This is a genomic window from Escherichia sp. E2562 (assembly GCF_005781075.1).
Lineage (GTDB): Bacteria > Pseudomonadota > Gammaproteobacteria > Enterobacterales > Enterobacteriaceae > Escherichia.
The window spans coordinates 302176-321174 of the sequence record NZ_VATM01000003.1 but is presented as its reverse complement, the minus strand read 5'-3'; the positions used below and the strand labels follow the sequence as shown (position 1 = coordinate 321174).

Below are 18999 nucleotides of genomic sequence, written 5' to 3'. Positions count from 1 at the left end.
CGGCTAATTTATCAGTACCAGCAAGGGGCCTTTAATCTCTATCTGCGCGTGCTTCTGTGCCAGTTTGCGTATCTGCTGTTCACTGGTCGTAATACCAGCAGGGAGCTTTTTCAGTACTTGTGCAAGGGGCATGCGCCCACCAGCTTGTTGTAACAATGATACCAAATGTGCCGCGATATCAGGTATAACCTGGTACGTTGCCATTGTTGGCCCTTTTAGATGATTACTTTGAGGCAATGAGGCAAGCCATAGCGAAACTTGAGACTGGCTAAAGCCAAGTGTTTGCCAGAGGGTTTGGTTCTCATTAAATACAACGGCGGCGCTTTTGGCTGTTGCTGTTTGCTGAGTAATTAGTTGTTCCAGGCTTTGTCGCTGGTATTCATGGGTCATCTCATGCCTCCACTATAGGATACTGAAGCAGCCATCCGATCCTGCTTGGGGCTCATTGTACAGGACACGTCATTCGGCCACATCATCCTCTCACCGCGTTTTGCCGTTATCCGGTATGGCACAACCCATAATTTTAAAGTCTCCGAGAAAGCAAAATGCTGCGGTATCGGTTGGCTAAAGTCATCATGCGCAGGGTAAATCAGATACATTTCGCCATTCCCACCAAGATATTTTTGTCCGTAGGCAAACATTTGATAGAAGTCAGCTTGTGCCAGTCCATAGAGTGATTTTGTCTGCTGGCTGCTATTCACCAGCTTCCATTTTGTATCCATCACCATTTTGGTTTGAACTGGTTTGTGTGATTGAATCAGTAAGTCGGGGCGAAGCTTAAAGCAATCTTTAAGTCCATGCTTTACCAAAGAATAAGTTGCTGCTTGAGGTAAAACTTTGAGGTGAGGTGGTAACTCGTCGGGTAGGGTCTGTGCCACAAAGGATTCAAATACCGCTTCCATAGGGAACAAAAGTGATATCGCTTTGGTGTTTCCCTGCAAAGCACTCGGGCTCATTCCCCTCAGGATCAATTGCGCCCATGCCATTGGTTCGTTGTAATGAGCCATACCACGCTCGAGGCGTAAGTTGTTTATATCACGTTCAATATCCCGGCTAAGTGGAATACCGTCAAACGCAAAGCGCAGTTCGTAAAGCCAGCGTTGATTCTCTGATGACAGCTTTAGACTAAGAAGCTTATCTAGCGCGGAGTGTAAGAGCCGATTGGCTGCACAATCAGGCATGTAGTCATCATAATCGACACAAAACTTATGGCGATTCACCGCGTTATGTCGCAGCTGTGAAGAAAGCATCAGCTTGCCCTTCATAAAAGCCAGATTACCTTGCTTGCTCACATAGTCGGAGCGTAAACCTTGTTTAAGCAATTGGCTGACGCTATGCAAAAACTGATTGATAAAAATCTCAAGCAAAGGCATACGCTGAGCCTGAAGAGTGGCTTGCTGGGTTTGAATATGTCGAAACCCAGGCAGATGGCTTAGCATCGTCAGCAATGTTTGACGCGCATTAGCCGCTGTGAGGTTTTTACCAACCTTGGGCAGTATCTCAAGCTGGAAACCGTGAGGTGTTGAAAGCATCCCTGCGTAGTTTTGAACCTGAAGCAATTTGAAGCCTGAGCGAGAGGTGAGTTTGAGGAACTGGCTCCCTTGATTACTTGCCAGGCTAAGCGCTTCTAAATAATTAAAGACCTGTGGAGGCACCGGTTTTGCGCCAACTGAAGCCGCGTTTCCACTCCCCAGTAGGTCATATTCAAAAACGGAGATAACTTCACCCATGATTTACAGCCTGCTCATCAAGGGGAGTCTGCTGGGGCTGATAAATTGAACGATAAGCCTGAGGAATATTCCAGATCTCTTGATCGAAATCTTTGAGCTCATAAGCTGTTGATTGCTGATCATGGCGTCGTAAACCATGGTTGTTACCAAAAAGCGTATCGAGATCGTCGGTTTTCTCAATCACGAATTGCAGGTTGTCGTCTTGCTTTTGATTGTCTGCCAGCACCAACCGGATCTTGTTCCAGTCATCGAAAAAGTATTCCTGTAAAAGCGGAATGATCTTTTTCTGGAATGCGATCTTCAATTGTTTAAACGCTGCTTCTTCATCACCGGCATCGAGTGCATTTTTTACCGGCATAAAGAACGCATGCCCCAGCGTATGTTCACGATCGTAAAGAGCCTCGATGCGGCTATTGAGTTTCTCTAACAACGACTCGAGCTCTATGCCTTTCACCTTAGCTTCACTCAGTAAAGAGAGATCAGGCATCATTTCGACAAAGTCAAAGCGACGGCGCAAAGCCGTGTCCATCAGAGCTAAAGAACGGTCCGCTGTATTCATGGCTCCGATGATATCGACATTGCCGGGTACGCTGAAGTGATCACCGCTATAAGCCAGTTGCAGGCTCATTGCATTGGGCATGCCTGCACGCTTGTCAACTTCAATGAGTGAGATCAGTTCACCAAAGATCTTGGATATGTTGCCGCGATTGATCTCATCAATAAAAATGGCGTAGCGATGTCCTGGATCGGCATTCGCACGTTGGCAAAGGCGCATAAAGATACCCGGCTCAATGGGATAAGAGATATTGCCACTCTCGTCAGAGCGAGCGCGTATACCTTCAATAAATTCTTCATAGCCGTAAGATTGGTGGAACGTAACCACCGCAAAACGCTGGATGGCTTCGGCAGATTTAGGGCCACGTTTAAGTTCGGCGTAGAGCTCTACCAAATCCTCCACTTGCTCGAGCTGTGAATCAACTAGCAACCATTCGCTGTTATCTGTTTTGTTAAATACGGCAGGCTCACGCCGATTCTTATAATCAACACTTAGCGACTCCGGAACTGTATAGGATTGCAAAGCTGCCCAGGCAGTATTCGATAGATTGCCATTACGACCGTTTAATAATGCCTTACGTTGAAACCACATATGTTCAATAATTTGGCGAACTTTCGCTCGTTTCCCAAGATCGAGCAGCACCAGCGTTATAACCTGCATCCAGTTCAACGATTCAAGGCGAGAATCCAGCCAGGCATCACGATCAGCGGGAACAGCATGAGAAGTGTACTCTTTCATTTTTTGCTGCAACCTGAAGGTCTTGCCAGTGCCAGGGGGGCCAAAGAAGATCACGTTAGTTGGTGAATGTAGGATGATCTTGTTCTCGATGGGCTCACTGCTGGTTATGGATGTAGTGCTAGCTACTTTCTCCTGCTTTTGTTCATTATCGCGTTCACGGAGCAATTCATAGAGATGCCAGATGGCCATATTCACGTAATAAGGATCTGTATCAGGAGATTGGGCGTGTATGGCTTGTTTCAATTCATAGTTTTTCTGTAACCAATTTCCGGTCAGTACCAAACCGAGATGGAAGTGCTGATTTAAGAATTCTGCTGCTTTATTAAAAGCATTCTCATCCACAGTACTGGTGTAGTTTTCTGGCGAGAACGCGGCAAAGACGCGATTTCTCAAACTCCAATACATGCGCTTGAGAAGTCCGTTTTCTTTAGCTTGTTGTAGTGCATTGCCAACATATTGGTAAGTTTCTTCATCCGGCTGTTGCCGAATTCGTTCAGTTAGTTCTCTAAGCAGTGGCAGGCTTTGCTGATATTCTGCTAAGGATGGAACGCCCTGGCGAATACTTGCAATGCCGTTATCACGTTCATACCAAAGCTGTTTGACCAGACCATCTGTTGCAGGTTCAGCAAAAGTTGAGGTTTGCTGTAGCAAAGTCGTAAACGCACGGTATCGCTGATACCATCTGGAAGCTGTGTAATTTTTATCTTTCGCCAGGGCATCAATCAATTCACTAATCGTTAGCCTATCTGCTTCGACACTATCTACAAGAGTCATCGTGACTTTTCCTCTGTTGTGACATTACTTATTTTTTAATTAATATGAGGTATTCTAACTATATTGAGTTAATCGTTGTGACAAGTGCCTGTTATATATACAACTATCTGTTAACTCAGCTCTAATTTAAATACAATGTAAGGTTGTAGGGTGAATGCTGTTATCAACCTCACCCCCTAAAAACCTCTTTCCGATGCCACTCAACAAACCCCTCAAAAGGGTAATTTTTACGCACCTGCGGCAACGCAATAGTTTTCCCGTCAAAATCCCAGAATAGTTTCTCAACGATACCTCCGCCGTTTACCGCATCTGATACCAGTACCCGCATATTTTCATCCAGGCCAATCGATCCTTTATCAAAGGCTTTATGGTGAATTGCGCAAAGCGCCAGGCCATTAGGGATTTCACAAGGACCGCCGTGCTGTTTCCATTTTATATGCGCCGCTTCCAACGCGACGGTGGTGTCATCGTGGCGCATATTAAAGCCACATATCGCGCATTGGTAGTTATATGCGCGCAATACAAGTTTGCGAAATAAAGGGTCGCGCTGTTTACGGATTTGCTGGAGCTCAAAACCCAGCTCGTCAGCAATTTCTTCCTGAATACTCTCGGTGAAGTGCGCTTCGAGTATCTGTTGCGCCAGAGTATTGATGAGTTTTTTATTGCCGGTTACCAGGGCGTAGTGCTGTTCATCGAAACCGCCTGCAACGTGGTATTCGGTCAGTTCCTTCACTGGCGGTTGTCGGCTGCTCCCTGCTGTTGAGCAAAGCTCGGCATTGTGTAATTGCCAGAATCCGTCGCGTTGTAATCGCCAGAACGGCATATCAGGTCGGTACTGCGAACGCTGTGGCCCAAAACGTTCCAGTAAACTGTGCAGAGGTTCGTAGATTTCCGATCCATAATCGAAAAGGCGCGGATGTCCATTCAGGTATCCCGCTAATACGTATAGCAGTAACAATGGTTTATGCGGCGCGCGCTGTTCACCCTTGTGCCAGATTTTTATGTTGGCAATTGCCTGCTGTAGCGATTTACTGGAAGCCATTGTTATCCCTGGCAGTGAAATAATTGCGATCATGCTCGCAAATTTTCTGCTGTTCAAGCCTGCAAGCGAAGATATATTACCTTGATCTCATTTGTTTTTTTGCTGCCTGTTTGCCCTAATTGCCATGCGATGCTGCACCGGCGCAAACCACCGTTTACGCCGGAGGAGTTAAAAGCGTTGATGAATGCAAATAAATCAAATTAATGAACGCTCATCTTTCGCGCCAAAACTGCAAAATAGCGTCAACAAATTTGTCTACAATCATCCCCCGACTGAAATGACGGCTTCGTAGCGCCGTCGTCCAGTTCTCCAGCGTTCGGTACGCTGAACCGTAATATCCCTTGCTCAAATTATTTGGATTTTCATCAGGCGCGTTTGTCAGTTCTCTTTTAAAGTGATATGGCGGGCGCGGGATGTATCTGCGCAAACCGCGCCAGTTATTTTATTCCGGGATGAACAACATCTTTATTTTCAGGCAATGGATACCCTGAAAAGTTAGTTTTGCACAGTAACTTTATTATCTCTCACTGAGAGCAACATTGAATCCGCAACAGCTTTACCACCCGCAATTTCACCGCCAATAATCAATAGACTATTATTCCAGGGCAATGATACTCCGTAGGCCCGACCTTGCGTCAGTTCGCCAGATTTCTCCCATTTCCCGTTATGCCACAGATAAATATCAGCACTATACGATTTATTCAGGCCTTCATGCGCATAGTTCTTACCGTTCTGGTAATTTTCGCGCGAGCCTTTAAATCCGGCTCCTCCGGCAAATATCAGAGAAGCATTGCCTATCCCCGCAAAACCGCCAGCGACGCCATCTGGTGATGAGACGGGAGGAAGCTTATTCCATTTTACGTTATTGCCGGTAAAATCAAGCTCAAATACGGCATCCGTTCGCAATCCTGGTTTGGCTTCGCCATTAATAAGCCAGGTTTTATCACCTTTGTTCACAACCGCCGCACCAGCCGTCCCGTACCAGGGCGATTCGCCAGCGTAACTCCATTGCTGTGTTGAGGGATCAAAAGACAACAAAAACTTATTGAAGAAATAATCTTCTGCTTTTTTGTCAAAATAGTGGGCGTTGATTTTATCTATAGCTTTTGAATCTTTTCCGGCCTCGTTGAGATCTTCAAAATAGCCATTGAAGATATTTTGGTTAACACCGCCAGTAACATAAGCCTTGCCGTTGTGTACAAAAGTCACATGACCCGCCATGCCCATTGGCGCGTGTGACATCAATTTAATCCAGGTATTAGTTGCTGGGCTATATTTGTACACATCGTTGAACACCCTGGTTAAACCTTGTTGGTTTTTGCCAATACCGCCAAATACATACAAATCACCATCAATAAATGCGGACGTTGCTTGATCTCTCGCGCCGCCGGGGAATTCAGCCAGAGCTGTCCATTTTTTATCTTTGGCCTGTGTGTCCAGCTTATACCATGCTGTTCCTGCACTACCTAAACCGATGTAGACAGTGTTGTTATCAATTGCACCAGTACCACTTTTAAATGGTACTGGAATTTCCGGTAATACAGACGCGTTCGCGGCAAATGATGCCATCATGATAGCAAGCGCCGTTATTGTTTTATTCATTGTGAATTACTCCTGCTCGCTGGAATTCAAATGTCGCACCATGTGCCTATATACCTTTTATACCAAAACTAAATAGCAATCTTCGCAACAACATCAGTTTTGTTGTGTCGGTCACAACTTATGCAATGGGGGAAGCAGGTTAAGAGAGAAGCATCAGGGGTATAAGGCGTTTTATAATCCACGCTGTCAGCATCACCACCACAATCGCCGAGAAACCAATAACATTTTACCTCTCCAGGTTAATCCATTGTTATGTTGGACGACACGTTATGTAAATTGGTCAACCATTATTGCGATGAATGTCACATCCCCCGATCACTAACCGCCGATCCTCCTTTGTTGCCATTTGCGTCAACCGGCAGGAGAGTAGATTTCTTGTGATGTGGTTAACCAATTTTAGATTTCAGGTTGACATGTATTACCAAAAGGTAGAACTTATACGCCATCTCATCCGATGCAACGCCACGGCTGCGGTCTGGTCGTTCATTCGGATACCTAAACAACTCCGGGGTTCCGCGTCTCTTCGCTGTTGAACCCACTACGTGAAAGAGGAATAAACATGGAACAGACCTGGCGCTGGTACGGCCCTAACGATCCGGTTTCTTTAGCTGATGTCCGTCAGGCGGGCGCAACTGGCGTGGTTACCGCGCTGCACCATATCCCGAACGGCGAAGTATGGTCCGTTGAAGAGATCCTCAAACGCAAGGCTATCGTTGAAGACGCAGGCCTGGTGTGGTCTGTCGTAGAAAGCGTGCCAATTCACGAAGATATCAAAACCCACACTGGCAACTATGAGCAGTGGATCGCTAACTATCAGCAGACCCTGCGCAACCTGGCGCAGTGCGGTATCCGCACCGTGTGCTATAACTTCATGCCGGTGCTCGACTGGACCCGTACTGACCTTGAATACGTGCTGCCAGACGGCTCCAAAGCTCTGCGCTTCGACCAGATCGAATTCGCTGCATTCGAAATGCACATCCTGAAGCGTCCAGGCGCGGAAGCGGATTACACCGAAGAAGAAATTGCTCAGGCAGCTGAACGCTTCGCCACCATGAGCGACGAAGACAAAGCGCGTCTGACCCGTAACATCATTGCTGGTCTTCCGGGCGCGGAAGAAGGTTATACCCTCGACCAGTTCCGTAAGCACCTGGAGCTGTACAAAGATATCGACAAAGCCAAACTGCGCGAAAACTTTGCGGTCTTCCTGAAGGCGATTATTCCGGTTGCCGAAGAAGTTGGCGTGCGTATGGCTGTTCACCCGGACGATCCGCCGCGCCCAATCCTCGGCCTGCCGCGCATTGTTTCTACCATTGAAGATATGCAGTGGATGGTTGATACCGTAAATAGCATGGCGAACGGTTTCACCATGTGCACCGGTTCCTACGGCGTGCGTGCTGACAACGATCTGGTTGATATGATCAAGCAGTTCGGTTCGCGCATTTACTTCACCCATCTGCGTTCCACCATGCGTGAAGATAACCCGAAAACCTTCCACGAAGCGGCGCACCTGAACGGTGACGTTGATATGTACGAAGTGGTGAAAGCGATTGTTGAAGAAGAACACCGTCGTAAAGCGGAAGGCAAAGAAGACCTGATCCCGATGCGCCCGGACCACGGTCATCAGATGCTGGACGACCTGAAGAAGAAAACTAACCCAGGTTACTCCGCAATTGGTCGTCTGAAAGGCCTGGCCGAAGTTCGCGGTGTCGAACTGGCGATCCAGCGCGCTTTCTTTAGCCGTTAATACCCACCGGCATGGCTGCGCGCCGTGCCGGTTCCTTCTTCCTTGCCGTCACTCTCTGAAGACGGATTCTGGAGTTTACGATGACTACTATTGTTGACAGCAATCTGCCGGTTGCCCGCCCGTCATGGGATCATTCTCGTCTGGAATCACGCATTGTGCATCTCGGTTGCGGGGCGTTTCACCGCGCGCACCAGGCGCTGTATACCCATCACCTGCTGGAAAGCACCGATAGCGACTGGGGTATCTGCGAAGTTAACCTGATGCCAGGCAACGACCGCGTGCTGATCGAAAACCTGAAAAAACAGCAGCTGCTGTACACCGTGGCGGAAAAAGGCGCGGAAAGCACCGAGCTGAAAATTATTGGTTCGATGAAAGAAGCCCTGCATCCGGAAATCGACGGTTGCGAAGGTATTCTCAACGCGATGGCGCGTCCGCAGACGGCGATTGTCTCCCTGACGGTCACGGAAAAAGGCTACTGTGCCGATGCGGCGAGCGGTCAGCTGGATCTCAATAACCCGCTGATCAAGCACGATCTGGAAAACCCGACTGCGCCGAAGTCCGCAATTGGTTACATCGTAGAAGCCCTGCGTCTGCGTCGTGAAAAAGGGCTGAAAGCGTTTACGGTGATGTCCTGTGATAACGTGCGTGAAAATGGTCATGTGGCGAAAGTTGCCGTTCTGGGGCTGGCTCAGGCGCGTGACCCGCAACTGGCTGCATGGATTGAAGAGAACGTCACCTTCCCGTGCACCATGGTTGACCGTATCGTTCCGGCAGCTACCCCTGAAACGTTGCAGGAAATTGCTGACCAGCTGGGCGTTTATGATCCGTGCGCCATTGCCTGCGAACCATTCCGTCAGTGGGTCATTGAAGATAACTTCGTTAATGGTCGTCCGGACTGGGATAAAGTCGGCGCGCAGTTTGTTGCGGATGTTGTACCGTTCGAAATGATGAAACTGCGTATGCTTAACGGCAGCCACTCTTTCCTGGCATACCTCGGTTACCTCGGCGGTTATGAAACCATTGCCGACACCATGACTAACCCGGATTACCGCAAAGCGGCCTTTGCCCTGATGATGCAGGAACAAGCACCAACGCTGTCGATGCCGGAAGGGACTGATCTGAACGCCTATGCGACGCTGCTGATCGAGCGTTTCAGCAACCCGTCTCTGCGTCACCGTACTTGGCAGATTGCGATGGACGGCAGCCAGAAGTTACCACAGCGTCTGCTGGACCCGGTGCGTTTACACCTGCAAAACGGCGGTAGCTGGCGTCACCTTGCGCTTGGCGTAGCGGGCTGGATGCGTTACACCCAGGGCGTGGATGAGCAGGGTAATGCTATCGACGTGGTAGACCCGATGCTGGCCGAGTTCCAGAAGATCAATGCGCAGTATCAGGGCGCAGACCGCGTGAAAGCGTTGCTGGGCCTGAGCGGTATCTTTGCCGATGATCTGCCGCAAAATGCAGACTTTGTTGGCGCGGTGACTGCGGCATATCAGCAGCTGTGCGAGCGCGGCGCGCGTGAGTGTGTGGCTGCACTGTAACTGACTGATTACCCTACAGACTCACTGGTCAATCAAAAATATATTTGGTTGACCAGTTTTCGTTTTTTGCCCACCTGTACGTGCCAACTTCCAGTGCTAATGGTATAGTTTGAAATTAACGGTCAACGTAAAATTGCCCGGTAAGTAAGCCTGGCGGGCCTACGGATCAATCGCAATTTATTGAATACGCACTCTTTGTAGGCCGAATAAGGCGTTCACGCCGCATCCGGCAATAATTTGATTAATCGCATCTAACGGACACAACATCATGAAATCTGCCACCTCTGCGCAAAGACCTTACCAGGAAGTTGGGGCGATGATCCGCGATCTGATCCTTAAGACGCCGTACAATCCTGGGGAGCGACTACCGCCGGAGCGTGAAATCGCAGAAATGCTGGATGTCACCCGCACGGTGGTGCGTGAGGCACTGATCATGCTGGAGATCAAAGGGCTGGTAGAAGTACGACGTGGTGCCGGTATTTATGTGCTCGACAGTTTACCCAGCCATAATGCAGAGAGCGCAGAGGCCAACGTCTGCAATGACGCCGGTCCTTTTGAACTGTTACAGGCGCGCCAGTTGCTGGAAAGTAACATCGCCGAGTTTGCCGCTTTGCAGGCTACCCGCGAAGACATCGTTAAAATGCGTCAGGCATTGCAACTGGAAGAGCGTGAACTGGCTTCCAGCGCGCCGGGTAGTAGCGAAAGCGGCGACATGCAGTTCCACCTCGCTATTGCTGAAGCCACGCATAACAGCATGCTGGTGGAACTGTTCCGTCAGTCCTGGGAGTGGCGGGAAAATAATCCAATGTGGATCCAGTTACATAGCCATCTCGATGACAGCTTATACCGCAAAGAGTGGTTAGACGATCACAAACAGATCCTGGCTGCGTTAATCAAAAAAGATGCCCGCGCGGCAAAACTGGCGATGTGGCAGCATCTGGAGAATGTGAAGCAGCGCTTGCTGGAGTTCTCTAATGTTGATGACATCTATTTCGATGGTTATCTGTTTGATTCGTGGCCGTTGGATAAAGTGGACGCCTGATCCCTCATTTCTGGTGCAAAGTTGAACCGCTTTGCACTATGTATGTTCCCTGAATAATTAATTATGTTCTGCAGAATATATTATGCGTAATTTAATCATTACGTACGATATATTGTTTTGGAATAATTATATATCAGTTTAACGCTGAGAAATTATTCGGAATAATCAGAATATGTTAACATATTTCCGTTATGTTTAATGACTTTTGTCAAATGATACCTTTTTAAATAAAAAGTCAGTGGATATTCTTTTCTGTACAGTGTTTTATCTTTGGCGGATCTTATAAATCCCTTATGAAAGTGCCAGGGACGCAATGAGCATAAAGGAATGATTATGGAATATGAGCATCAACCCAGTGGTGTCCAGCAGCCAGGGCAGGATACAGATGCCACTAAACGTCAGGAGTGCGCAAAATGATGCGCCAATCGGTTCAGACGGTATTACCTGAAAGTACAGGGAACAATACGTTATCGCTGCGTGATTCCGTATGTCGGGATCTCTTTCAACTTTTTAGTTCTCCCCATTCACCGCTACCAATATTACTTGTTTCAGGCATGCCTGAGTGGCAAGGGCATAATCAGAGCGACAAGCTTCTCCAGAGTTGGTATTGCCGCCAGTTACGTTCCGCGCTTTTATTTCATGAGCCACGTATTGCAGCATTGCAGGTCAATCTGAAAGCAGTCTATTGCCACGAGTTGGTCATTAGTCTGGAGATGATGCTGTACCACGATGATGAGCCGCTAACGTTTGACCTGGTCTGGCAGAAGGGGAGCTGGCATAGTTCAATACCGGGACTTTCAGCCAGGTTCAATCTCCAGCCCACGCAGTTCACGCCAGAAACGCTCTGCAACGGGATTCATCCGGAATGCGGGATAACTAATTCGTCCCGATTCAGGACAATGAGCTGCCCGCTGCGAATTTCTTGTTGTATGGCGTACTCCGGTAGCCAGATATTCCACAGCTGCCGAAGGCAACTTGCTTGAATAATTGGCCCATGAAGAGCCAAAAAGTGCTGAAACGTAACTCGCAGTGGCATGTCAGGGGGCGGTTAATAAATCGCCCCACACAGGAGTTGTAGCGTTGCCTTTGGCGATTAAACAGCTCAACGCCAGTCGCCTGTTCAAGCGTTCGGAACTGCTTATGCAGTTTCAAACGTCCCTTTCACACACGCTTTGCCGTCTTTGACCATCAGTTTGCCGCGAGCGTATACCTGCTCAATACGCAACTGTGGTGTCATCACTAACAGATCCGCGTCATTGCCCGGCAGAATTTCGCCTTTACCGGTCAGGTTGAGGAAACCAGCGACGCTACTGGTGAGTGGACGCAGGGCATCGCTGATACTAAAGCCATAGTCTTTAACCAACACTTGCACGGTTTCCAGCAACGTCTCAAAACCCGCAACACCGATATGCGTTAAATTCCCTTCATCGTCAAAGAACGGCTGACTGCCGTTGCCGTCGGAGCTAAGGGTAACGCGAGCCAGCGGAATACCCGCCTGAACGGCGCGGGCAATACCTTCGGCAGGGGCGACCGGTTCGTCAATGCTGCTGGTGATATCGATGGTGCCGCCTTTGCGCGCGAACTCCAGCGCCTGCTCAAACAACGGAACGTTGCGGTTAACGTGGGTCGGCAGCAACTTGCTGATGGGTACGTCGCAGTTCTCAAGAAGGTCATAGATGGGCTGTAACGCCTTTTTGCTGTCGCCCATGTGGAACACGGTGACGCCAGGTTTACCGCCGAGCAAACCTCCAACGCGGGATTCCGCCGCCATATTGGCCAGATGATAAACATCCGGCGCGGCCGAGCGGTGGTCTGAGATGGCACATTTCACGCCAATCACGCGATCGATAATCGCCACATCTTTTTCCACCGAGCCTGTAATGGTACGGGAAGGCACATGATAAGCACCGGTCAGCATCCAGGCGCTAATGCCTTCTTCATTGAGCGCACGAGTCTTGGCGAGTAAGGATTCCGGGTGGCGAGAGATAGAGTCGGTGCCGAGCAGACCAACCACTGACGTGACGCCCGCTTCTGTCAGACGACTAAGCGCGACTTCCGGCGTGCGTGTAGTGGGGCCAGCTTCGCCGCCGCCGCCAATTAAATGGACGTGTTGATCAATAAAACCTGGGCAGAGGATCTGCCCGCTGAGATCGACAACCGTGCAGTCCGGTACGATGTCAGAAGGGATGTTGCTGGCAACGGCGATAATCTTGCCGTTAGCGACGAGGACATCGCAAATTCCTCGATCTTCCGGCGCATATAAATGCGCTCCCTGCAGCAGGGTAAAACCGGCTGCGGAATAATCAATCATGGTAACTCCTTGTTAAATAATAAGCTGCATAACCAGGTTTGACAGCAACGCGTTAATCACGCAGACCGTAATGATATGCGGGTAATATTTGGCATTTACTTCGGCTGTCCCCAGGCAGCGACCGACATTTTGCACCGGGTTGCCCATTAAATACATCGCGGGCAGTAAAACGGTGACATCATGGTCGGTTAACACGCCAGCTACAGCATCCCCTTGTTGTGCCATAACAATCCCCATTATGTATGCTTGTGGCGGCTACGTGGAAAAATTACGCTGCGCGGAGAACCTTCCTGTAAGGATTGAGTTGCAGAAAATTCATAAACACGGTGACAATAACGGCTGGTGAGTAAAGGCGGCGAATACAAGGACGAATGCAAAATGGCAAAATACAACGACAAAGAGCTGGCAGAGACGAGCAAGTTTTTAAGTTTTGTCCTCCGACATAAACCGGAGGCGATTGGCATCGTGCTGGACCGTGAAGGATGGGCGGATATCGATAAGCTCATACTCTGTGCACAAAAAGCTGGCAAGCGGTTAACCCGCGCATTACTGGATACTGTGGTCGCCACCAGCGATAAGAAGCGCTTTAGTTATTCCAGTGATGGTACGTGTATTCGCGCCGTTCAGGGGCATTCGACTTCGCAGGTCGCCATTGCCTTCATCGAAAAAACACCGCCACAATTTCTCTACCACGGTACGGCAAGCCGTTTTCTTGAGGCGATAAAAAAACAGGGGCTGATTGCAGGGGAGCGTCATCATGTGCATCTCTCTGCTGATGAAGCAACGGCCCGCAAAGTTGGGGCAAGACACGGTTCGCCGGTTATCTTAACCGTCAAAGCACAGGAAATGGCGAAACGAGGGATCCCTTTCTGGCAAGCGGAAAACGGGGTCTGGCTGACATCAATGGTTGAGGTTGAGTTTCTTGAGTGGTAAGGGAAACAGCCCTTATGAAGCGACCACTTGTAGCTTAAATAATTGCACTGTGCTGATAAGCGCAGCAATAAACAACGCCGCCGCGCCGCAGAGAGTGGCGCTGGCAAGCGCCGATGTTCCATTGCCGAGCATACTGGTCAGCGCCGGGCCGAGGATTTGCCCAATGCCGTAAATGAGCGTCACAAAGCCTAAAAGATTGAGATTTCCCGGTACGCTCAGTTGGCGGGCGATAGTCATCACCAGAGATGTCGTGCCCATAAAGGTACCGCCAAAACCGATACTACTGATGATAAGCAAGAGAGGCGAGTCGCTGGCGAGAGTAAGCAGCACACAGACAGCCTGCACCAGTAAATTCGCCGTCAGGCAGGGTAATGCTCCCCAACGTTTTGCTGCCCATAGCCAGCCAAAGCAACCAGGCACAATTGATAAGCCGACTAACGTCCAGAGATGGGCGGTTAACAATGGTGAGCCTGCATCTTTCGCCATGAGCGGCAGGTAAGTCGCGACGATGATGTAACCAAATCCCGCCAGGCCGTACAGAATAGCCAGTAACCACCAGCTCATTATCTGTTGCTCCGTTTTTGCCAATGGCGTTGGCGCGACGGTGTGTTTTTTCGAGGGCATTAAAAGCGTAAGTGCAATCAGCATCATGCCAGAAAGCGCCCCGGCTCCTTGCCATAACGTTTGCGAGGAGAGGGCAAAATGCAGGCCTGCCAGAACATATTCATTGCCCAGCGCGATGCCAATACCAACGCCAGAAAACAAAGCTGCCAGCACAAAAGGATGGCGCGTGTGCTGCATAATCAGCGTCGAACCAAAAATCAGCATTCCAGCGCTGGCGACACCCGCCAGGAAGCGAATCAATAACACCAGGATAAATGACGGCAACCATGCCATTGCGAGGATCAACAATCCGCTCGCCAGGGCAGAAGCCAACAGAAATGGGCGCAGACGCGACGGCTGGTGAAATGCGCCAAACGAAAATAGCAGACTGCCAGCCAGATACCCCGCATAGTTGCCGCTGGCAATCCACGAGAGCTGGCTAAATGAAAACGCCCCTTCCGCCATCATGACGGGCAACATAGGTGTATAAAGGAAGCGACCTAATCCCATACCTAAGGTCAGAACCAGCATCCCGAAAAGCGCGGTGCTGAAAGAAAAGCGTTCTACGGGATGCGAGGACGGAGGCATGTTTAACCTTGTTTGTATTTTTTGTAATTAACAAGTTAATAACAAAAAAGTGAAACATGCCAGCCTGTTAATGTGATTATTTAGGGGTAAAGCGATAAAAATGATTTGGTTCGCTAACGATATAAATATTACCAGAGGCATCCATCGCAACCCCTTCGGCCTGTTTGATGTTATGTGAAAGGCCATACTTGCCTTTGGTTAACGACATTTCGCCGATCACGTCTCCTGTTACGGTTACTTCCTGGAGTGCGCGTGATTCATGAGACAACACCAACAAGCTATTTTTTTGTGGGTTAAAATCTGCGCCAGAAACATCATCTAAATTAAACTGCTGCTGTAATGTCTGGTCTTTGCTGATGTGTAATTCATCGTTACGCAACAGCCCGCTCACTTTGTAGACCTCGATCGGATTTTTCTCTTTAAAAAACCAGAAAGTTTGATCGGCAGGAGAATAGGCCAGCCCTTCAAAACCACAATTGGTCGGGGTTTCCTGCAGCGGGATTTTTATTTTTTTGAGGATTTTTACTTCCGAGTTGGCATTAAGTGAAATCACATAAATGGCATAATCGCGCTCATCGCTAATGACAAACTTATTATCGCCAATGTATTCGATCGTCTCGAGATCCTTAACAAAATCCAGAGGAATAGTACGGATCAAATCGCCATTGGTGGTCATTTCAACAATCGTCGCGGGCTTGTTGATAGTGCTAAACAGGGTATTGCTCTGTGCCGACCAGGTCAGCGAGGAGATATTATTCGTTACGCCTGCAATTTCTTTGCCGGCAATGGTGGCGTGGTAATTCTGAAATGATGCTGCATGATTGCTTTTACGGGCGCAAGATTGCACGAAGAAAGTACACACTGCCACAATGGCAAAAAGAATCACAATAACGGAGATGCGTTTACTTAACGAAATACTTTTTGTCACGGTAATCCCTTTAAGGCAAATCAATAAGATATCGGGAAGTATACGTAGCGATCTTAATGAATCCTTAACGCCGTTCGGCTGTTGCATTACATGAACAGGTTTAAACGCCGCCATGTATTCGTACATTTTCTTTTTGCTGTCGCAGATAGCTTCACTGACCACCAGATCAGAAAAATAGAAGTAGGGGCATTATCGGTTTTGCTGAAACTGTAGCTGCTTTTCTCAGTTCGCCCCTGGCATAATTTTTATCGCTTCCTAAAAATTGCTGAAGGGTAGCAAGGCCGGGATCTGCGACAACAAATACAAAATCAGACCAATACAACCGCCGACTAGTGTGCCGTTAACACGGATAAACTGGAGGTCCTTGCCAATATTTAACTCGATCTGCCGCGACATATCGCGCGCATCCCAGCTTTTTACCGTATCGCTGATGTGGCGCGTCAGGAATGCCGAAAACTCTGGCGCGACGCGGTGCGCGGCCTGTTCCAGATGACCATTTAACGAGGCGCGCAGGGCATCATCGGCAATTAACGTCTCGCCAAACCACTGTCCTGCACGAGCAATACGTTCTTTCACGCGAGAATCGTCGCTGTTGATATCCGCTTTCAGCCATTCCCGTAAATCCCCCCACAATTCACCAAGATAGCGGTTAAATGCTTCATCTTCTTTCAGATAACTTTTCACGGCATCGGCCCGCGCCGCCATTTCCGGATCGTTTTTCAGTTTCTCGATCAGCGCGAAGGTAGCGCGATCAAACGCATGGCGGATCTGATGTGCGCGATCGCGGCTGATATCATCAAGCAAAGAATTCACGGCGTCAGAAACCAACTCCGCGCTATGTTCGCCCAGCCATTCAGTGGGCAAAATTTTGGCTTTCAGCGGATGCTCGCTCTCCAGCCAGCGGACGATCTGCTGGGCGATAAACTTGCGCGATTTGTCTCGTTGCAGCAGGGCGATCAGTTGTGCGATTAACGTATCGAGCAGCACCTGATGACGATCGTTTTTGGTCATGCTCTCCAGCATCAGTGCACTGGTGCCGGAAAGATCCACTTTATCGATCGCCTTATGCACCGCACGCTTAAGCAGACGTTGAATACGCGCATCATCGGTCAGCTCGAGAAAACCACTCATGATCTGCAACAGATGCTGTCCAACGCGACGGGCGTTTTCCGGCTGACTAAACCAGTTGCCAATTAACAACGCCGGTTCATGACGCCGGATTAGCGCTACCAGCGACTGAGTATCGAGAAATTTTTCCTGCACGAACTGGCCGAGATTTTCGCCAATCCGGTCTTTATTACGCGGAATAATCGCCGTATGGCGAGAAATAATCGGTATCGGCACGCGGCGAAACAGCGCCACCACCGCAAACCAGTCCGCCAGCGCGCCGACCATCGCCGCTTCGGCAATCGCCTTCACGCCGCTCACCCAAAAATTAGGCGGTAAAAACAGCGTAACGATAAAAGTCGCGGCAGCAACGAGCAGCAAAGAGAGCGCCAGCATTTTGGCGCGTCGGAGTTCAATGATTTTATTCATATCGTAAGAATAGAGCCTGACGGTAAGAAAACGCAAAAAGCGAGATATCTTCCATAAGAATGTATCGTTTGCAGAGGAATAAAAATAGCCTGGAAAGCGCCTCGGGGAATGGGAATTTGCCGGGTGAGAAGGGTTTTGTTAGTCGCTAAAGTCGGGTCATCTTATCAACAGGTGACGGATCGCCATGACAAACTTCACGACCAGCACGCCGCATGATGCATTATTTAAAACCTTTCTCACGCACCCTGACACTGCGCGGGATTTTATGGAGATCCATTTACCAAAAGGCATACGTGAACTATGCGATCTCGACACCTTAAAACTGGAATCTGCCAGCTTTGTCGATGAAAAATTGCGGGCGCTACACTCCGATATTTTATGGTCGGTAAAGACCCGCGAAGGCGATGGCTATATCTATGTGGTGATTGAACATCAGAGCCGCGAGGATATCCATATGGCGTTTCGTCTGATGCGCTATTCCATGGCGGTGATGCAGCGCCATATCGAGCATGATAAACGCCGGCCGCTACCGCTGGTCATCCCGATGCTGTTTTATCACGGTAGCCGTAGTCCTTATCCCTGGTCCTTGTGTTGGCTGGACGAATTTGTCGACCCGACTACCGCACGAAAGCTCTATAACGCCGCGTTCCCGCTGGTGGATATCACTGTCGTGCCAGACGACGAGATTGTGCAGCATCGCAGAGTCGCCCTGTTGGAGTTGATCCAAAAGCATATTCGCCAACGCGATCTGATGGGGCTTATCGACCAACTGGTAGTATTACTGGTTACAGAGTGTGCTAATGACAGCCAGATAACTGCGCTGTTAAATTACATTTTACTGACTGGCGATGAAGCGCGTTTTAAGGCGTTTATCAGCGAACTTACCCGTCGAATGCCACAACAAAGGGAGCGAATAATGACTATTGCAGAGCGAATTCATAATGATGGATGGCTGTTGGGGAGGGAGAAAGGGAAAGAAGAAGGGGAACAGCGCCTCCTCCGATTGTTGTTGCAGAATGGGGCAGATCCTGAATGGATACAAAAGATTACTGGACTTTCGGCAGAGCAAATGCAGGCATTAGAGCAGCCCTTGCCTGAAAGCAAGCGCGATCCATGGATCGAGTACTAATCAGAGACTGATGACAAACGCAAAGCTGCCTAGTGCGCTACGCTTATCAGGTCTACATAACCCATTCAATATATTGAACTTTAAAGATTTTTGTAGCCCTGGTAAGGCGTTCACATGGCATCCGGCATGAACAAATCGCGCTTGGCCTAAGCCATGCTGGAACGTGGCGATGGCCCTGCAAAGATAAAACGAGTCACAGGCG

The 18999-nt window shown here is 49.1% G+C and carries 14 protein-coding genes and 6 pseudogenes; 7 read left to right on the top strand and 13 right to left on the bottom strand.

Annotation, left to right across the window (positions count from 1 at the left end):
• Positions 1-3: 3 nt before the first annotated feature.
• The 4 genes from FEK43_RS05430 to FEK43_RS05415 all read right to left on the bottom strand — a co-directional run bounded on the left by FEK43_RS05430 (position 4) and on the right by FEK43_RS05415 (position 4840).
• A complete protein-coding gene (locus FEK43_RS05430) occupies positions 4-390 on the bottom strand; it encodes a hypothetical protein (RefSeq protein WP_131161310.1) in 387 nt (128 codons plus the stop codon).
• On the bottom strand, positions 387-1730 hold the full coding sequence (locus FEK43_RS05425; protein ID WP_135408787.1) for an McrC family protein: 1344 nt from the start codon (positions 1728-1730) through the stop codon (positions 387-389). The genes FEK43_RS05430 and FEK43_RS05425 overlap by 4 nt, the downstream gene beginning before the upstream one ends.
• Positions 1723-3798, bottom strand: a complete 2076-nt coding sequence (locus tag FEK43_RS05420) for an AAA family ATPase (RefSeq protein WP_135408789.1) — start codon at positions 3796-3798, stop codon at positions 1723-1725. The genes FEK43_RS05425 and FEK43_RS05420 overlap by 8 nt, the downstream gene beginning before the upstream one ends.
• Before the next feature lie 169 nt (positions 3799-3967).
• Entirely contained in the window at positions 3968-4840 is an 873-nt protein-coding gene (locus tag FEK43_RS05415) for a phosphorothioated DNA-binding restriction endonuclease (RefSeq protein WP_135408791.1), read from the bottom strand.
• Positions 4841-4939: 99 nt separating this feature from the next.
• On the opposite strand from FEK43_RS05415, the pseudogene FEK43_RS05410 reads away from it, so the two are divergent.
• Positions 4940-5044, top strand: a pseudogene (locus tag FEK43_RS05410) (HNH endonuclease); the annotation flags it as partial.
• A 7-nt stretch (positions 5045-5051) separates the two neighbouring features.
• On the opposite strand, the pseudogene FEK43_RS05405 reads toward FEK43_RS05410, so the two are convergent.
• Positions 5052-5231: pseudogene (locus FEK43_RS05405) on the bottom strand (sialate O-acetylesterase); the annotation flags it as partial.
• Positions 5232-5335: 104 nt separating this feature from the next.
• On the bottom strand, positions 5336-6442 hold the full coding sequence (locus FEK43_RS05400; RefSeq protein WP_135408795.1) for an N-acetylneuraminate epimerase: 1107 nt from the start codon (positions 6440-6442) through the stop codon (positions 5336-5338).
• A gap of 559 nt (positions 6443-7001) precedes the next feature.
• Here FEK43_RS05400 and uxuA point away from each other — a divergent pair.
• From uxuA to iraD, 4 genes and pseudogenes are all read left to right on the top strand, one after another.
• On the top strand, positions 7002-8186 hold the full coding sequence (uxuA, locus tag FEK43_RS05395; protein WP_135408798.1) for a mannonate dehydratase: 1185 nt from the start codon (positions 7002-7004) through the stop codon (positions 8184-8186).
• A gap of 80 nt (positions 8187-8266) precedes the next feature.
• Positions 8267-9727: a fructuronate reductase gene (locus FEK43_RS05390; protein WP_000208194.1), complete on the top strand. Its 1461-nt coding sequence runs from the start codon at positions 8267-8269 to the stop codon at positions 9725-9727.
• A gap of 268 nt (positions 9728-9995) precedes the next feature.
• The gene (gene uxuR / locus FEK43_RS05385) at positions 9996-10769 is read left to right on the top strand and encodes a Uxu operon transcriptional regulator (RefSeq protein WP_130216613.1); all 774 of its coding nucleotides are present in this window, start codon (positions 9996-9998) and stop codon (positions 10767-10769) included.
• A 413-nt stretch (positions 10770-11182) separates the two neighbouring features.
• Positions 11183-11530, top strand: a pseudogene (gene iraD, locus FEK43_RS05380) (anti-adapter protein IraD); the annotation flags it as partial.
• Positions 11531-11566: 36 nt separating this feature from the next.
• On the opposite strand, the pseudogene FEK43_RS05375 reads toward iraD, so the two are convergent.
• The 3 genes and pseudogenes from FEK43_RS05375 to FEK43_RS05365 form a co-directional block, all read right to left on the bottom strand.
• A pseudogene (locus FEK43_RS05375) lies at positions 11567-11843 on the bottom strand (LysR family transcriptional regulator); the annotation flags it as partial.
• A 64-nt stretch (positions 11844-11907) separates the two neighbouring features.
• The gene (gene iadA / locus FEK43_RS05370) at positions 11908-13080 is read right to left on the bottom strand and encodes a beta-aspartyl-peptidase (RefSeq protein WP_130204694.1); all 1173 of its coding nucleotides are present in this window, start codon (positions 13078-13080) and stop codon (positions 11908-11910) included.
• 12 nt (positions 13081-13092) lie between these two features.
• A pseudogene (locus FEK43_RS05365) lies at positions 13093-13281 on the bottom strand (hypothetical protein); the annotation flags it as partial.
• A 177-nt stretch (positions 13282-13458) separates the two neighbouring features.
• Here FEK43_RS05365 and kptA point away from each other — a divergent pair.
• A complete protein-coding gene (gene kptA / locus FEK43_RS05360; RefSeq protein ID WP_130204700.1) occupies positions 13459-14013 on the top strand; it encodes an RNA 2'-phosphotransferase in 555 nt (184 codons plus the stop codon).
• Positions 14014-14025: 12 nt separating this feature from the next.
• Here kptA and FEK43_RS05355 read toward each other — a convergent pair whose 3' ends face one another.
• The 4 genes and pseudogenes from FEK43_RS05355 to FEK43_RS05345 all read right to left on the bottom strand — a co-directional run bounded on the left by FEK43_RS05355 (position 14026) and on the right by FEK43_RS05345 (position 17668).
• Entirely contained in the window at positions 14026-15204 is a 1179-nt protein-coding gene (locus FEK43_RS05355; RefSeq protein ID WP_135408800.1) for an MFS transporter, read from the bottom strand.
• 76 nt (positions 15205-15280) lie between these two features.
• Entirely contained in the window at positions 15281-16132 is an 852-nt protein-coding gene (locus FEK43_RS05350) for a YjiK family protein (RefSeq protein WP_135408802.1), read from the bottom strand.
• 60 nt (positions 16133-16192) lie between these two features.
• A pseudogene (locus tag FEK43_RS22995) lies at positions 16193-16353 on the bottom strand (2-hydroxyacyl-CoA dehydratase); the annotation flags it as partial.
• A 34-nt stretch (positions 16354-16387) separates the two neighbouring features.
• Positions 16388-17668 (bottom strand): DUF445 domain-containing protein, encoded by a 1281-nt coding sequence (locus tag FEK43_RS05345; protein WP_135408804.1) that lies wholly within the window; start codon positions 17666-17668, stop codon positions 16388-16390.
• Positions 17669-17852: 184 nt separating this feature from the next.
• Between FEK43_RS05345 and FEK43_RS05340 the strand changes: the two genes are divergently transcribed.
• Positions 17853-18797 (top strand): Rpn family recombination-promoting nuclease/putative transposase, encoded by a 945-nt coding sequence (locus tag FEK43_RS05340; protein ID WP_135408806.1) that lies wholly within the window; start codon positions 17853-17855, stop codon positions 18795-18797.
• Positions 18798-18999 lie beyond the last annotated feature (202 nt).

Coding starts and splice junctions, on each gene's coding strand:
- FEK43_RS05430 (WP_131161310.1), bottom strand. CDS start 390: ATGACCCATGAATACCAGCGACAAAGCCTGGAACAACTAATTACTCAG.
- FEK43_RS05425 (WP_135408787.1), bottom strand. CDS start 1,730: ATGGGTGAAGTTATCTCCGTTTTTGAATATGACCTACTGGGGAGTGGA.
- FEK43_RS05420 (WP_135408789.1), bottom strand. CDS start 3,798: ATGACTCTTGTAGATAGTGTCGAAGCAGATAGGCTAACGATTAGTGAA.
- FEK43_RS05415 (WP_135408791.1), bottom strand. CDS start 4,840: ATGGCTTCCAGTAAATCGCTACAGCAGGCAATTGCCAACATAAAAATC.
- FEK43_RS05400 (WP_135408795.1), bottom strand. CDS start 6,442: ATGAATAAAACAATAACGGCGCTTGCTATCATGATGGCATCATTTGCC.
- uxuA (WP_135408798.1), top strand. CDS start 7,002: ATGGAACAGACCTGGCGCTGGTACGGCCCTAACGATCCGGTTTCTTTA.
- FEK43_RS05390 (WP_000208194.1), top strand. CDS start 8,267: ATGACTACTATTGTTGACAGCAATCTGCCGGTTGCCCGCCCGTCATGG.
- uxuR (WP_130216613.1), top strand. CDS start 9,996: ATGAAATCTGCCACCTCTGCGCAAAGACCTTACCAGGAAGTTGGGGCG.
- iadA (WP_130204694.1), bottom strand. CDS start 13,080: ATGATTGATTATTCCGCAGCCGGTTTTACCCTGCTGCAGGGAGCGCAT.
- kptA (WP_130204700.1), top strand. CDS start 13,459: ATGGCAAAATACAACGACAAAGAGCTGGCAGAGACGAGCAAGTTTTTA.
- FEK43_RS05355 (WP_135408800.1), bottom strand. CDS start 15,204: ATGCCTCCGTCCTCGCATCCCGTAGAACGCTTTTCTTTCAGCACCGCG.
- FEK43_RS05345 (WP_135408804.1), bottom strand. CDS start 17,668: ATGAATAAAATCATTGAACTCCGACGCGCCAAAATGCTGGCGCTCTCT.
- FEK43_RS05340 (WP_135408806.1), top strand. CDS start 17,853: ATGACAAACTTCACGACCAGCACGCCGCATGATGCATTATTTAAAACC.